Source organism: Micromonospora sp. NPDC005163 (genome assembly GCF_053599835.1).
Genome location: NZ_JBSFYP010000045.1, coordinates 12,212 through 26,700 on the forward strand (window position 1 = coordinate 12,212; position 14,489 = coordinate 26,700).

The following is a 14,489-nucleotide window of genomic DNA, read 5'->3' on the forward strand; positions in this document are numbered from 1 at the left end:
GTCAGGCACGGGGGACGCGGATCGAGCGGTCGGCGAACCCGATGAGGTCCAGTCGCTCCAGGCCCTCGCGGACCCGGGGGGTCAGCAGGCCGATGTTGGCCAGGGCGGTCACCACCCGGGCGAAGATGGCCTGCCGGTACTTGATCATCAGCTCGTTGTGCGACGCGAAGTCGACGCCCTCGCTCCGGTCGACCTCGATGCGATCCCAGACGTCCTCGAGCAGGAACCGGCGTCGCATCAGGCTCGCCGAGTCGAGCACCATCTCCTCGCGGTCGGCCAACTCGGCGCTGGTCATCTCCCGGTAGATGCCCTCCAGCGACAGCACTCCGAACGACACGTGCCGGGCCTCGTCGCGGGCGACCAACCGGGTGATGTCGCAGATGAGACGGTCGTGAAAGGTGCTGTTGGCCAGCCGGAACGCGGCCATCGCCAGGGCCTCGACCACGATCTGCATGCCCAGCGCCGTGATGTCCCACCGGGAGTCGGAGAGCAGGTCCTTGATGAGTTCGGACAGCGCCGGGTTGATCGGGTACGGGTGCGGCACCTTCTCGCGCAGGTAGCGGGAGAAGGCCTCGACGTGTCGGGCCTCGTCGGCGGCCTGGCTCGCGGCGTAGTACTTGCTGTCCAGGTCGGGCACGACCTCGACCAGGCGCGCGGCGACGACCAGCGCCCCCTGCTCACCGTGCAGGAACTGACTCACCATCCACGACTGCAGCTCCCACCGGAAGGTGTCCCACATCGGGCGTCCCCGCCGCGCCAGCGGGGACGACTCGAAGGACGCCATGGCGAACGCGGAGTCGTCGGGTAGCGGCGCACCGAACGGCACCTCGATCGACCAGTCGACATCCGTGCTGGCGTTCCACTGCGCGCTCTTGGCCCGTTCGTAGAGGGAGAGCACGCGGGGCATCTCGGACTCGTACCGCCACGTCAGCTGCGCACGCACGGGGGTGGTCACCGACAGACCAGACATGCGCCCAAGGTACCGAGAGACAACACAAGATGCCAGACCCTTGATGACAGATACAACGACGGGCGGTACGGTCGTGCCGTGGCGCCCCGACCCGTACCGGCCTCCGTGGGACAGCGGCTGCTCGGCATCATCGAGCACTACCGGGCGGACCACGGGGCGTTGAACTGTCCACTGCTGTGCCGCCTCTCCGGCGACGTCGATGTCGCTGCGGTGCGGCAGGCGCTGACCACGCTGACCGCGCGGCACGAGGCGCTGCGGACCACCTTCACGGGGCGGGGGCCACGGCTGTCCCAGCTGGTGCACGAACCGCGGCCCGTCGAGCTCACCGTGGTCGACCTGCGGGGCGAGCCCGATCCGCACGCCGCGGCCGACGCGGCCGTCGCCGCGGAGCTGGCCACCCGGGTGGACGTCGCACACTGGCCGACCCGGGCCACCGCCTGGCGGGTCACCGACCACGAGGTGATCCTCTGCTTCACCATGCACCACCTGGTCACCGACGCCTGGTCGTGCGGGCTGCTCTTCGAGGAGCTGCGCACCCTCTGCACCGGGTCACCCGCCGAGCTGCCCCCGGTGCGCTGGCAGTACCCGCAGTTCGTGGCCTGGCAGGAGGATCGGCTGGCCGGCGCGGAGCTGGAACGGCAACGCGAGTTCTGGCGCGACCAGCTGACCGGGCTGCGGCTGCCGCGCCTGCCGTACCGCGAGCCGCCACCGGGGGCCACCCCGGGCGTGCTGGCCCGGGATCTCGGCGCCGGCGTCGCCGACGGGATGCGCGCCCTGGCCCGGCGCCACCGCACGACGCTGTTCACCGTGGCCCTGGCCGTCTACTACGCGGTCCTGCACCGCGTGACCGGGCAGGGCGATCTCGCCGTCGCCTCGCTGTTCGCCAACCGGAGCCGGCCGGAGAGCCAGGGCACCGTCGGCTTCTGCGCCAACATGGTGGTGCTGCGCACCCGGCTGCCGCCGTTCGCCACCTTCCAGGCCCTGGTACAGGCGACCCACGCGACGACCGCCGCGGCCTTCGCCAACCAGGAGCAGCCCTACCAGGCCGTGTCCACCGGCAGCGCCAACCTGGGCGGCCGGGTCGACGACGTGGTGTTCCAGATGATGGCCGAGCTGGCGCACCGCGTCCGCGTCGGCGACACCGAGTTCGAGTTGCTCGTCCCGGAGGCGATCGGCAGCCGCTTCGGCACCGAGCTGGCGCTCGCGCCGCGCGGGAACGGGCTGCGGGTGGTGCTGTTCCACACGCCACGGCTGGCGCCGGCGGACGCCGTCCGGCTGCTCGACGGCTACGTCACCGTCGCCCGGGCCGTCGTGGCCAACCCGGGCGCGGCACTGTCGACATTGCTGCGCCGTTAGCGCTTGTCCGCGATCAGCTCGGCGCCCCGCTCACCGATCATGATGCTGGTCAACGCGGCGGGCGCGCGCAGCGGCACCGGCACGATGGACGCGTCCACCACCCGCAGGTTGGCCACGCCGCGCACCCGGCAGCGGCCGTCGACGACCGCGCCCGGGTCGTCCGCCGCGCCCATCCGGGCGCCACCGACCAGGTTCAACCGGCTGTACGTGGTGGCGCGCAGCAGGTGGTCCAGTTGCTCGTCGTCGCCCACGACCGCGTCGTCGACGAGCGCGAACCGGGCGACCGTCTTGGTGAAGGCGGCCTGGTTGGCGATCTCCCACGCGTGCCGGTACGCGTCGCGCATCCGGGCGAGGTCACCGTCTGCGGAGTAGAAGTTGAGGTTCACGACGGGTGGGGTCGTTCCGCTGGCGTCGCGCACGGCGATCCGCCCCCGCGACGCCATCGCCATGTCGCCGATCATCACGGTGTTGACCAGGTCGGCGCCGATGATCCGGTCCAGACCCGCGCCGGCGCCCCGGGAGGTGCTCATGCCGGTGAACAGGCTCAAATAGAACGCCTGGTCGGCCTCGTGCCCCGGGATGCCGGCGAGCCGTGCGATGAGCTGCGTACGCGGCCAGTCGCCGCCCACCGTCTCCGGCTCGGGCACCACCAGGATGATCGCGCCGGGCTGGTCGATGACGTCGGTGCCCACGCCCGGCACGTCGACCAGCGGTGTGATCCCGGCGGCGCGCAACTCGTCGGCGGGGCCGATCCCGGAGCGCAGCAGAAGGGCCGGGCTGTACGGCGAGCCGGCGCAGAGGATCACCTCCCCGGCGCCGATGGTCTCCCCCGCGACCTGCACGCCCACCGCCCGCCCGTCGGCCAGCAGCACGCGCTCGACCTCGGCGTCGCCCCGGACGACCAGATTGGGCCGGGACCGGGCCGGGTCCAGGTGGGTGAGCGCGGTCGACATCCGCAGCCGGTCGCGCCGGTTCTGCGGATACATCCCGATGCCGACGGCGTCGGGGGCGTTCATGTCGTCCTGGTAGTCGTGCCCGAGGTTGAGCGCGGCCTGCAGGAAGCCGTCCATCGCGGGTGTCAGCTCACCGCGCGACCAGCGGGTGATCGGGACGGGACCGTCGGCGCCGTGGTGGTCGCGCTCGCCGAACTGCTGGTCGCTCTCCAGTCGGCGAAAGGCCGGCAGGACCGCCGGCCAGTCCCACTCCGGCAGGCCGCGGGCGCCCCACCCGACGAAATCGGCGGCCGGGGCACGCATCGCGCCCCGGTCGTTGATCTGCGTCGAACCGCCAACCACCCGGCCGCGCCGCAGCGGCGCTTCCCGGCCGGCGACGACGGTCGCCCGCAGGTCCCAGTCGAAGCCGTCCTCGGCCTCCACCGAGCCGGTCCGCAACGCCTCGGGCACGGCCGCTCCGACGAGGTCGGGGCCGGCCTCCAACAGCAGCACGGAACGGGCCGCGTCCTCGCTCAGGCGGGCCGCCAGCACCGCGCCCGCCGCACCCGCGCCGACGATCACGTAGTCGTAGCGAAGCATGGGGTCAGCCTAGCCGAATACACGACATGCCAGGACGCATCACATGTGCTATCCGCGATTCTTCATTAGACTCTCGTGTATGAGTAGAGGCCCGGAAGTCATCCCCACCCTGCGCTACCGCGACGCTCCGGCCGCCATCCGGTGGCTGGTCGACGTCGTCGGCTTCCGCGAGGAACTGGTCGTCCCCGGTCCGGACGACTCCATCAGTCACGCACAGCTCACCTGGGGCAGCGGCATGATCATGCTCGGTTCGCAGACGGACGGCAGCGACGGCCGGATGGTCCTGGACACCGGGCCCGCCGCGACCTATGTGGTCATCGACGACGTGGCAGCGCACTACGAGCGGGTCGTCGCCGCCGGCGCCGAGGTCGTGCAGAAGCTCCGCGACGAGGACTACGGAGGCCAGGGATACTCCGTCCGCGACGCCGAGGGCAACCTGTGGAGCTTCGGCTCCTACCGACCCGGCTCGTCCTGATCCCCGCCGGCTGATCCGGCGCGCGGCCGGCGGGCTCAGCCGTCGAGCAGCAGCCCGGCCAGCTCGCCCCGAACGTCCGCGACCGTCCCGTCGTAGGTGGCCAACCACCACGCCCGGCGGTACCAGTGGTGCAGTGGCTGCTCCCAGGTGAAGCCGCTGCCGCCGTAGGTCTGGATGGCCGCCTCGCAGGCGGTCATCGCGGCCTCGCGGGCCGCCACGCTGGCCGTGAGCACCGCCCGGTCGGCGATCGGGCCCGGCTCCGCGTCGACCGACCACGCGGCCCGGTAGGCCAGCGACCGGGCCGTCTCGACCTGCCCGTAGCTCTCGGCCAGCGGATGCGCGACCGCCTGGTTCGCACCGATCGGCTGACCGAACTGGGTTCGGGTGGCGGCGTACCCGCTGGCCCACGACAGAGCTCTCGCCGCCACGCCGACGGCCTCGGCGGCGAGCAGCGCCAGGCTCCGCCGTCGGGTCACCGCGAGCACGTCGGCTGCGGCGTCCGCGGCCACGAGGGGCGCCGAGGGTACGCCGGTCAGCTCCACCGTCGCGACGGGCCGGGTCGGGTCGAGCGCCTGCCCGCCGGCACCGGCCGGCGCCGGCCGCAACGCGGACGCGTCGACCAGACGCAGCTCGACGCCGCGCGGGCCGCTCGCCGTCACCACCAGGTCCACGGCTTCGGTCACGTTCGGCACTCGGACCTTGCGTCCGGTCAGTGTCCCGTCGGAGGCGACGGCGCAGCCGAGCGCCGGGTCGGTCACCGGCCGACGGACAGCGGCCACGGCGCCGGCGAGAGTGCCCGGGCCGTTCTCCTCGGCCCAGGCCAGCGTCGCGGGAGCGCAGAGAGGGCGACCCGCCGCCCGAAGCGCCGGACCGGCCAGCCCGATCGTGGCCCACCAGGGCGACGGGCTGCGCGCCCAGCCGAGCTGCTCGGCGAGCAGCGCCAGCTCGACCGTGCCCAGCTCCGCGTCCAGCCAGCCGAGGTCGGTCATCTCGGTCCAGGCCCGGCCGTCGCTCAGGGACCGGTCGTCGGCGAGGTACTTGGCCGCGGTGTCCCGCAGCGTCTCCTGTTCGCCGGTCAGTGCGAAGTCCATGGGGTCTCTCCTCGTCGTGGGCGTCGCCGCGAGGCGCGGGTCAGTACGACCGGGGCAGGCCCAGTACGCGCTCGGCGACCAGGTTGCGCAGCACCTCGGAGGTGCCGCCCTCGATGGTGTTGGCGCGGCTGCGCAGCATCTGGTGCCGCCAGTAGCGGTCCCAGCCGTCCGGTTCGGCGCCGGCGCCGAGCAGTTGCACGGCCAGGGTGGTCAGCCGCTGGTGCGCCTGCGACCAGCGCAGTTTGATCACCGAGGTCTCCGGGCCCGGCACCCCGGTACGCGCCAGCTCGGCCAGCCCGCGCCGGTTGGTCCAACGCAGACCCTCCAGCTCGACGTAGCGGGCGGCGATCTGGTCGCGTACCAGGGGGTCGGTGTCCCGGCCCCGGGCCCGCGCGGTCGCGACCAGGCGCCGGAACGCCACCTCCAGCCGGGCGGTCAGGGTGAACCCGAACGTGCCCCGCTCGTGAGCGAGGGTGGTCATCGCGACCCGCCAGCCCTCACCGATCCCACCCACCACCGCGTCGAGCGGCACCCGGACCTCGTCGAACTCGATCTCGGCAAACTCCGCCGCACCGGTCATCTGGCGGATCGGTCGGACCGTGACGCCGGGCGAGCGCAGGTCCACGAGCAGGCAGGACAGCCCCCGGTGGCGCCGCTGCTGCGGATCGGTGCGCGCCAGCAGCAGGCAGTGGTCGGCGAGGTGCGCGTACGACGACCACACCTTGCGCCCGGTCACCACCAGCTCGTCGCCCTCGTGGCGCGCGGCGGTCCGCACGGCGGACAGGTCGCTGCCCGCCTCCGGCTCGGAGAAGCCCTGGCAGAAGATGCTCTCTCCGGTGAGGATCCGCGGCAGGTACCAGGCGCGCTGCTCCGGCGATCCGCAGGCGATGATCGTCGGCCCGACCATGCCGAGGCCGATGACTCCGATGTGCTCGGCGGCCTCGGCGCGGGCCGTCTCCTCCAGGTAGATCGCCTGGTACGCCGGGGCCAACCCGCGCCCGCCGTACTCGGCCGGCCAGGTCAGGCCGGCGTACCCGGCGGCGTGCAGGGCGGAGGTGAACGACCGCACCGCGGCGATGTCGCCCCACCGCCCCTGTGGTGGGGCCCCGTCCGGCCCGGTGGTCGCCGGCACCGCGCCCGCCAGCCACTCGCGCAGTCCCGCCCGGAACTCCGCCTCCTCGGCGCTGTCATGCAGATCCATGCGCCGCATCGTACTCGTATCTGCTTTTGATCTGCAGTATCTTGTTTTTACGCGTTCCAACACCGGAAGGGGTCCTCGATGGCCAGTCTCGCGGACGACGCCGCGGTGCGGCAGACCGCGCCGGGCCGGTACCGCGCCCACCTGGCCGAGGACTGGTCGGTGTGGGGGCCCAACGGCGGCTACCTGGCCGCGATCGCGCTGCGCGCGGCGGGCGAGGAGGCCGGCGCCATGCTGCCGGTGAGCCTGAACTGCCAGTTCCTCGCACCACCGCGCTACGGCGAGGTCGACATCGAGGTGACCCGGGTGCACGGCACCCGCCGCACCGCCGCCCTGCACGTCACCTTGCGGCAACGCGGCCGGACCCTGCTCACCGCACACGTCTGGACCATCGCCGCCGGGCTGCTCGGCCCGGAGCGACGCTGGATGCCGCCACCGGACCTGCCCAAGCCCGACGAGTTGCCCACCCTGGTCGAGCTCATGCGCCGCGACGGCCTGCCCGTGCTGCCGATCTGGGAGCGGTGCTACGAGGTACGCCTGGCCGGCTGGCCCGCCGGCGGCTGGGAGCCGCAACGCGACGGCGTACCGACCATCCGGGGCTGGCTGCGGTTGCACGAGGAGCTACCCGCCGACGCCGGCCCCTGGCTGGCGGCGGCCCGGCTGGTCTTCGCCGTCGACGTGGTGCAGTTCCCGGCGGTCGTGCAGGCGTTCGAGCGGACCACCTTCATGGCCCCGAGCATGGACCTGTACGTGGGTTTCCAGGGCGGCGACAACGGCGCCGGCTGGCTGCTGGTGGAGGGGGAAGCCGCCGCCGCCACCGGCGGGGTGCTCGGCGCCCGCGCCCGCGTCTGGTCGGACACCGGGCTGCTGCTCGCCACCGGCGGTCAACAGATGCTCTACCGGATGGCCAGCCCGGTCTGACCGGCTCCGACTGCTTTCAGCGAGCCGTGCGCCGGCCGAACCGGCGCAGGGCCACCAGCAGGCAGACCGTGCCCAACCCAAGCACCCAGGCGATCGTCTGCAGCACCGGAACGAGGACCGGCCCGCCGCTGGACAGGCCCACCAACGCCTCGGTGGCGACCGAGAAGGGGTTGGCCCGCACCACCGGCTGCACCACCGACGGGAACGCCGACACCGGCACGAAACCCGAGGAGAAGATGAACAACAGGGTCGCCGGACCGGTCAGTGACGGCGGCAGCGACTCCTCGTCACCGGGCCCCGACCCCCGCCACAGCGCGATCGCCGCCCACATCAGGCCGAACAGCGCGATCACCGCGAAGAAGCCGACGACCGCCAGCGGCCCCTCCCGGAACCGGAAACCCAGCAACATCGCCACGCCCGTGGTGAGCGCTCCGATCAGGACGATGCGCAGCACGTCCCCGGCGACCCGGCCGGCCAGCAGCGCCCCCGGCGCCACCGGCATGGTGCGCAGCCGGTCGACCAGCCCGCCCCGCAGGTCACGCAGGAACCCGACGGCGCTCGACGGCGACCCGAACGCGGCGGTGGACAGCACCACCAGTGGGGCCAACCGCTCCAGGTAGTGCTGCCGGTCGCCGTCACCGACGATCCGGCCGAAGACCGCGTACTGGGTGAGCAGGAGCAGCACCGGAAACGCGAACGAGTAGACCAGCGCGGGCGGCGCCCGGAAGAACCGGCGAAGGTTGCGCCCGGCGAACAGCGAGGCCTGCGTGACGGTACTCATCGGCTCCTCCGAAACGAACGTGCCGCGGCCACTCCGAACAGCAGCCCCAGGACCAGCAGCCAGACGAGGGCCGGCCACACCCTCTGCTCGGCGCCCTCGGTGGACAGCGCGCGCAACGCGTCGACCTGGGCGGAGAACGGCGACACCTCCACCACCGGTTGCAGCCAGCCCGGGAACGCGTCGACCGGGACGAAGGCGGTGGAGACCGTGGTGAGCACCAGGTACGGCAGGGTCAGCGCCGAGTACACCTGCTCCGGGTCACGGGCGCCCAGCCCCAGGGCCGCGCAACCAGCCGCAAGTACCACCGCGAAGCCGACCGCCAGCAGCACGAAACCCGCCGCGCCGGCCGCGCCCGCGCTGAACCGGAACCCGACCAGCACCGCGGCGACGAGGATCACCGCCACCGCGACGGCGGCCCGGGCAGCGTCCACCACGAGCCGAGCCGCCGGCACCACGACCGCGCTCATCGGCAGCGTCCGGTAGCGGGCGATCAGGCCGCTGCGAGCATCGCCGGCGATCATGTAGCAGGCCGACATGGCGACCAGGGCGGTGGTCTGCACAACGATCGCCGGCGGGAGGAACTGCTCGTAGGCGATCCCGTAGTCGGACATCAGCCGTCGGAAGACGACCATGAAGCCGGCGAAGAACGCGAGCGGAAAGACGACGGTCAGGCCAACCGACCGGCCGGCGCGGGCCTGCTGGAGGTTACGGGCGGCCAGGACGGTGAACTGCCGCAGCGGGCTGGCCCCGGCATTGGCCGTGGTGCTCACCGGCCGGCCCCCGCCACGCCCGGCGCCATCCTGGACCGGTCCGCGTCCGCGTCGAGGGACCCGGTCACCGAGAGGAACACCTCGTCCAGGGTGGGCCGCCGGACGGTGACGTCGTCGGCCTCCACGCCGGCTGATTCGAGCCGCCGGACGACCTCGGTCAGCGTGCCGGAACCGGCGGCGAGCCGCAGCACGTCCTCGTCCTCGGTCAGCCCCGGGAAGGCGGCACGCAGCTGCTCGACCGCGACCGCCCGCGCCCGTGGGTCCTCCACCCGCACCTCGCAGACCGCGCCGCCGAGCTGACGCTTGAGCTCGTCCGGGGTGCCCTCGGCGACGACCCTGCCGTGGTCGATGAGCAGGACCCGCCCGGCCAACTGGTCCGCCTCCTCCAGGTACTGCGTGGTGAGCAGGACGGCGGTGCCGGCGTCGCGCAACTCCCGGACGATCTCCCAGAGCGCCCGCCGGCTGCGCGGGTCCAGCCCGGTGGTCGGCTCGTCGAGGATCAGCACGGGCCGGTCGACCACCAGGCTCGCGGCCAGGTCGAGGCGGCGGCGCAGGCCACCGGAGTACGTGCGGACCGCCTTGCCCGCCACCTCGCCCAGGTCGAAGCGCTCGACGAGCTCGTCGGCCCGGGTGGCGGCGGCGCGCCGGCCCAGCCCGAGCAGCCGGCCGAACAGGACCAGGTTCTCCCGGCCGGTCAGCAGTTCGTCGAGCGCCGCGAACTGCCCGGTGACCGCGATGCTGCGGCGCACCTCGGAGCCCTGGTCGACCACGTCGAAGCCGGCGACGCGGGCGGTGCCGGCGTCCGGCCTCAGCAGCGTGGTGAGACAGTGGATGGTGGTGGTCTTCCCCGCGCCGTTGGGCCCGAGCAGACCGACCACCTCACCCGCGGCGACCTCGAAGCTCACCCCGTCGACCGCCGCCGTCGTGCCGAACGACCGGCGCAGATCGCTGACCTGGATCATCTGTTGTGACATCGCACCACCCTCATGCCAGGAATCCCGGAACCATATCAACGCTCGTCTTCGCAAAGCCAGATACAAGAATGGATAGTTCAGCCGTCGACGGGGCTGCGTCGCCCCCGGAGTCGCTGCCGGGACGACGCCGCGAACGCCCCGGCGATCCGCCCCACCACACCCGAGCGGAAACACTCCCCGGCGATTCCCACGCTCGCCTCGACGTCGGCCGCCGTGGCCGTCCCGTGACAGATCACGCACACACCGCCTACCCCGAGCAGCGCCCCGCCCGGCTCGGCCGCGAGCCCGTCACGCACCGCCCGGGTCACCCGCCGCTGCCGGTCCCGGGCCAGGACGCCGATCGGCGAGAACGCCCGCACCGCGTCCAGCGCCAAACCGACGGTCGCGTCCAACGTGCGCTCGTACGTCTTCAGCGCCACGTCACCGGTGAATCCGTCGGTCACCGCCACGTCGACGCGGCCTCCGAGCACGTCGTACGCCTCGATCTGGCCGGTGTAACCGGGCATCGTGGCCAGCAGGAGGTGCGCGTCGCGGCGTACCGGCCCGCCCTTGACCGCCTCGTGGCCGTTGGACAGCAGGCCGATCCTCGGTCGGGCCAGCCCCAGCCGAGCCCGTGCGTACTCCGCGCCCAGCACCGCGAACTCGACCAGCCACTCGGGCACGGCCGCGGCGGTCGCGCCGATGTCCAGCAGCACGGTCGGGCCGGCGCCGGGCACCGGCAGCACCATCGCCAGGGCCGGGTTGCTCACCCCCGGCACCCGACCCATCCGGACGGCAGCGGCGAGCACCGCCGCGCCGGTGTTGCCCGCGGTCACCATGGCGTCGGCCCGACCCGCCGCCACCTCCCCAGCGGCGACCAGGAGTGAGGAGCGCCGCTTGGAGTACGTCGCGGCCACCGGATCCTCGGCCATCGCGACCACGTCGGGGGCGTCCACCAGTCGTACGCCGGGCGGCGGGACTCCACCGGGCAGCAGGGGACGGACGAGCGCCGGCGGGCCGACCATCAGCACGTCCACGGTCGCGGCCGCGGCCAGCGCGCCGGCGACGACGGGCTCCGGGCCGAGATCCGCCCCGGCGGCGTCGACCGCCACCCGCAGCCGCCGGCCCGGCCGGTCACCGGAACGTGCCACTATCGCGTCCCAGCCATCCGGCACCTCACCACAAACACGTGACAGCAGATACGAGATGCATGCTAGCCCTCCGGGCCGGCCGGATCACCCCCGGAGCTCTTCGCGGCCTGGTTCAGGCGGGCTCCGAGAAGCCAGAACCGAAGGAGAGCCGGGGCTACACTCCGCGCATGGCTACGGCGGGACTGCTCCTCGCGGCGGGTGCCGGCCGCCGGTTCGGCATGCCGAAGGCTCTCCTGTCGTACCGGGGGCGGCTCCTGGTGGAGCACGCCGCGGAGATCCTCACGGCCGCCGGCTGCCGGCCGGTCGTGGTGGTGCTCGGGGCGCAGGCCGACCGGATCCGCGCCCGGACGCGGCTACCCACCGTGGTGCTCAACGACGACTGGGAGACGGGCATGGGCTCGTCTCTGCGGGCCGGGCTGTCCGCCCTGACGTCCGGCACGGCCGTGGCAACCGTGGTCACGTTGGTCGACATGCCTGGCCTGACCCCCGATGCGGTACGCCGGGTCGCCCGCGACGCCACCGCCGACTCCCTCGCGGTGGCCACCTACCAGGACGGTCGTCGCGGGCATCCGGTGCTGCTCGGCCGTCACCACTGGGCCAGCGTCGCGGCGGCGGCGATCGGGGACCGGGGCGCCCGGGACTACCTACGGGCGCAGGGTGACGCCGTGCGGCTGGTGCCGTGCGCCGACGTCGCCGACGACACCGACATCGACCTGCCCGAACAGGCCGCGGCCCTTGAGGAACATCAGAATGAAAAGTAGCGCTAACGGTGATCTTGAGGCTACCGCTGCTTATCGGCACTCCTGCTGACCTGGCGCGTCGTGCCAACTCGGTCGCGTAGTGCGGTGTTGATGTCGGCAGACTGATCGCATGACAGGTCTGACCGCCGAACTTGTTGTTGATGGGTGCACCCCGCAGGCCCCGGCTCTCGCCCCCAGCGGGCATCTGCTCAGCTACGTCCTTGCTCCCACCAGCCGGACCGGTGACCACCTCAACACTGAAGTCTGGCTCTTCAACATCGATGGCACCGACGCTGCGGGCAGGGTGACGGGCGACACCGCAACGGAGTCCCGGCCACGCTGGTCCGCGGACTCGAACACGCTGTTCTTCCTCTCGGACCGTGCCGAACGCGGTATCCCGCAGCTGCACCGGCTTGTCCCCGCCGATGGCAGGGTGACCGCGTTGACCAGCTGGCGTTCCGGCATCATCGACCACCAACCACTGGCCGCCCCTGGCTTGGTCGCTCTGCTCGCCGAGGACGAACCCACCGAGCAGGACGCGCGCCGTGCCCGGGATCGCGACGACGCCGTTGTCGTCGGCGAGCGGGAACCGTGTGCCCGGTTGCGCCTGCTTGACCTACGTACCGGCCGGATCGCCACGCCGGACGCGTTCGGCGACCGGCACGTCGTAGAACTGCAGCAACGGCCCGACGGCGGGCCCGTCGCCGTGCTCACCCGAGCGAGCGCCGACAACGACTACGGTCCCCGCACCGGCCGGCTGCACCTGTTCGACCCGGTCACTGGGACAGCAGAGGACCTTGGACCGGCCGAGGCCGAAGCGCGCTCTCTGGCCTGGTGGCTCGCCGAGGACGGTTGGCACCTCGGCTACATCGCACTCACTCCACCGGTCCTCCAAGCCGGCACCGCCGTGTTCGACCTGGCCCTGGTCGACCGCATCCAGCGCAATCGAACAGTCGGTCTCTCGATGTGTCCCACCGAGCTGCGCCAGACCGATGCCGTCCCACTGGTCGTGTTCGCCGACGGCCTGAACGCGACCCTGGCCCGGCTCGACCCCACGGGTCTTACGATCCTGTCGCGGCACCCCGGGCGCCTCGACGGCCTCACCACCACGCGCAGCGGCGAGGCCATCGCGGTGCTGACCGGCAGCCGCTATCAGCCTGCCAACGTTCATCTCGGGCCACCGGCTGGGCCGCTGCGGAAGATCACGAATACTCGCCCGGAACTGGACGGCATCACTCTCAGCACGCAAGAACCTTTGACCTACCGTGCCTCCGACGGCCTCGACTTGGACGGATTGCTCGTCCTCCCAGCCGGAAAGAACGCGTCCGAGGGCCCGTTCCCACTCGTCACGATCGTGCACGGCGGCCCGTACGACCGCTACGCCGACCGTTGCCAGTTGTTCTGGTTCCCCAGCGCACAGTGGCTGGCCGCCGCCGGCTACGCGGTGTTCCTGCCCAACCCCCGTGGTGGTCAGGGGCACGGCCACCAGTTCGCTGCCAGCGTCGCCGGCCGGGTCGGCCAGCAGGAGTGGACCGACATCCTGACCGGCATTGACCTGCTCATCACCCAGGGCATCGCCGATTCCGACCGGCTGGGCATCGCTGGCTGGAGCCACGGCGGGTTCATGTCCGCCTGGGCCATCAGCCAAACCGAACGGTTCCGCGCCGCGCTGGTCGGCGCCGGCGTCAGCGACTGGGGCATGCTCGCCGCCACCGGGGAGAACGGCCAGTTCGAAGCCGCGCTCGGAGGCAGCACCGGCTGGTCCGGCATCGGCCCGCACCCCCATGACGCAGTCAGCCCGATCTCCTACGCCAGCCGCATCCGTACTCCGGCGCTCATCCTGCACGGCGCCGAGGACACCAACGTCCCCCTCGGGCAGGCCATGTATCTCCACCGTGCACTGCGCCACTTCGGCGTCGAGCACGAGTTCGTGACCTACCCGAGAGAGGGCCACTCGATCCAGGAACGCACCCACCAGCTCGACGTCATGCGTCGGACCCGCGCGTGGTTCGACCGCTGGCTCCGCCCCTGATTGCCGGCGCGTTGTCCTGCTCATCACCCGGCGAGCCGGGAAGGCGAAGAGATTTCGGAGCGCGGCGGCAGGCAACTGCGTCCGGCCAGTCCGCGCGTGCTGCGCCTTCGGGGCTGGTGTCGGCCGGGTCCTCGGGTCGTAGCCGCAGGCGTCAACGCCTGCGGGAACCGGCCATAGGTGGCCGCCTGCTCATCAGTGAGGAAGCTCAGGCGCTGCCGAACCGGGTCGACGTGAAGTCCTCCTCGTCATGGGCGACATGGAAGCCGATCTCCTCCAGCCGCTCGATCTCGGTAATGGGTACCCCAGCCGGCTGGGCACAGACGGTCAGCTCACCCGGCGTGCAGTGCAGCGGGCTGATGTCGTTGTTGTGGGCCGGGGCGAGGATCGCCAGGGCCTCGACGAGCTCGCACCACGCAGGCGGCGCGTCGGGGCCGAGTAGCTGCCTGACTAAGGCCCGGCGGGTCTCGGGGTCCATGGTGATCTCAGGCTCGTCCTCGTAGCTGAAGATTTTCATGCCAC

Annotated in this window: 14 protein-coding genes; 5 read left to right on the forward strand and 9 right to left on the reverse strand. The window is 72.4% G+C overall.

Translation table 11 applies throughout. From position 1 onward, the window contains the following. Position 1 precedes the first annotated feature (1 nt). Positions 2 to 970, reverse strand: a complete 969-nt coding sequence (locus tag ACWD6N_RS25945) for a ferritin-like domain-containing protein (protein WP_354965239.1) — start codon at positions 968 to 970, stop codon at positions 2 to 4. Between the two features lie 78 nt (positions 971 to 1,048). Between ACWD6N_RS25945 and ACWD6N_RS25950 the strand changes: the two genes are divergently transcribed. Then, a complete protein-coding gene (locus tag ACWD6N_RS25950; RefSeq protein ID WP_450005210.1) occupies positions 1,049 to 2,326 on the forward strand; it encodes a condensation domain-containing protein in 1,278 nt (425 codons plus the stop codon). On the opposite strand, the gene ACWD6N_RS25955 is transcribed toward ACWD6N_RS25950, so the two are convergent. Then, positions 2,323 to 3,858: a GMC family oxidoreductase gene (locus tag ACWD6N_RS25955; RefSeq protein ID WP_450005211.1), complete on the reverse strand. Its 1,536-nt coding sequence runs from the start codon at positions 3,856 to 3,858 to the stop codon at positions 2,323 to 2,325. The two genes, ACWD6N_RS25950 and ACWD6N_RS25955, sit on opposite strands and share 4 nt — an antisense overlap. Before the next feature lie 79 nt (positions 3,859 to 3,937). Here ACWD6N_RS25955 and ACWD6N_RS25960 point away from each other — a divergent pair, with 79 nt between their 5' ends. Beyond that, positions 3,938 to 4,333: a VOC family protein gene (locus tag ACWD6N_RS25960; RefSeq protein ID WP_354965242.1), complete on the forward strand. Its 396-nt coding sequence runs from the start codon at positions 3,938 to 3,940 to the stop codon at positions 4,331 to 4,333. Between the two features lie 35 nt (positions 4,334 to 4,368). Here ACWD6N_RS25960 and ACWD6N_RS25965 read toward each other — a convergent pair whose 3' ends face one another. Together ACWD6N_RS25965 and ACWD6N_RS25970 are read right to left on the reverse strand one after the other, a co-directional pair. Next, positions 4,369 to 5,424 carry an acyl-CoA dehydrogenase family protein gene (locus ACWD6N_RS25965; protein ID WP_450005212.1) on the reverse strand — a complete coding sequence of 352 codons (1,056 nt, stop codon included), beginning with the start codon at positions 5,422 to 5,424 and terminating at the stop codon, positions 4,369 to 4,371. 40 nt (positions 5,425 to 5,464) lie between these two features. Beyond that, the gene (locus ACWD6N_RS25970; protein WP_387322613.1) at positions 5,465 to 6,625 is read right to left on the reverse strand and encodes an acyl-CoA dehydrogenase family protein; all 1,161 of its coding nucleotides are present in this window, start codon (positions 6,623 to 6,625) and stop codon (positions 5,465 to 5,467) included. 78 nt (positions 6,626 to 6,703) lie between these two features. Here ACWD6N_RS25970 and ACWD6N_RS25975 point away from each other — a divergent pair, with 78 nt between their 5' ends. After that, the gene (locus ACWD6N_RS25975; RefSeq protein WP_354965245.1) at positions 6,704 to 7,543 is read left to right on the forward strand and encodes an acyl-CoA thioesterase; all 840 of its coding nucleotides are present in this window, start codon (positions 6,704 to 6,706) and stop codon (positions 7,541 to 7,543) included. A 16-nt stretch (positions 7,544 to 7,559) separates the two neighbouring features. Here ACWD6N_RS25975 and ACWD6N_RS25980 read toward each other — a convergent pair whose 3' ends face one another. The 4 genes from ACWD6N_RS25980 to ACWD6N_RS25995 form a co-directional block, all read right to left on the reverse strand. Next, positions 7,560 to 8,324, reverse strand: a complete 765-nt coding sequence (locus ACWD6N_RS25980; protein ID WP_354965246.1) for an ABC transporter permease — start codon at positions 8,322 to 8,324, stop codon at positions 7,560 to 7,562. Further along, a complete protein-coding gene (locus ACWD6N_RS25985) occupies positions 8,321 to 9,094 on the reverse strand; it encodes an ABC transporter permease (protein WP_354965247.1) in 774 nt (257 codons plus the stop codon). The genes ACWD6N_RS25980 and ACWD6N_RS25985 overlap by 4 nt, the downstream gene beginning before the upstream one ends. Further along, complete coding sequence (locus tag ACWD6N_RS25990) at positions 9,091 to 10,068, reverse strand: ATP-binding cassette domain-containing protein (RefSeq protein ID WP_387322618.1); 978 nt, start codon at positions 10,066 to 10,068, stop codon at positions 9,091 to 9,093. The genes ACWD6N_RS25985 and ACWD6N_RS25990 overlap by 4 nt, the downstream gene beginning before the upstream one ends. Positions 10,069 to 10,145: 77 nt before the next feature. Beyond that, on the reverse strand, positions 10,146 to 11,198 hold the full coding sequence (locus ACWD6N_RS25995) for a phosphate acyltransferase PlsX (RefSeq protein WP_354965249.1): 1,053 nt from the start codon (positions 11,196 to 11,198) through the stop codon (positions 10,146 to 10,148). A gap of 167 nt (positions 11,199 to 11,365) precedes the next feature. Between ACWD6N_RS25995 and ACWD6N_RS26000 the strand changes: the two genes are divergently transcribed. Together ACWD6N_RS26000 and ACWD6N_RS26005 are read left to right on the forward strand one after the other, a co-directional pair. After that, positions 11,366 to 11,959 carry a nucleotidyltransferase family protein gene (locus tag ACWD6N_RS26000; protein ID WP_354965250.1) on the forward strand — a complete coding sequence of 198 codons (594 nt, stop codon included), beginning with the start codon at positions 11,366 to 11,368 and terminating at the stop codon, positions 11,957 to 11,959. A 109-nt stretch (positions 11,960 to 12,068) separates the two neighbouring features. Beyond that, the gene (locus ACWD6N_RS26005; protein WP_387322621.1) at positions 12,069 to 13,970 is read left to right on the forward strand and encodes a S9 family peptidase; all 1,902 of its coding nucleotides are present in this window, start codon (positions 12,069 to 12,071) and stop codon (positions 13,968 to 13,970) included. A 205-nt stretch (positions 13,971 to 14,175) separates the two neighbouring features. On the opposite strand, the gene ACWD6N_RS26010 is transcribed toward ACWD6N_RS26005, so the two are convergent. After that, complete coding sequence (locus ACWD6N_RS26010) at positions 14,176 to 14,484, reverse strand: hypothetical protein (protein ID WP_354965252.1); 309 nt, start codon at positions 14,482 to 14,484, stop codon at positions 14,176 to 14,178. Positions 14,485 to 14,489: the final 5 nt, after the last annotated feature.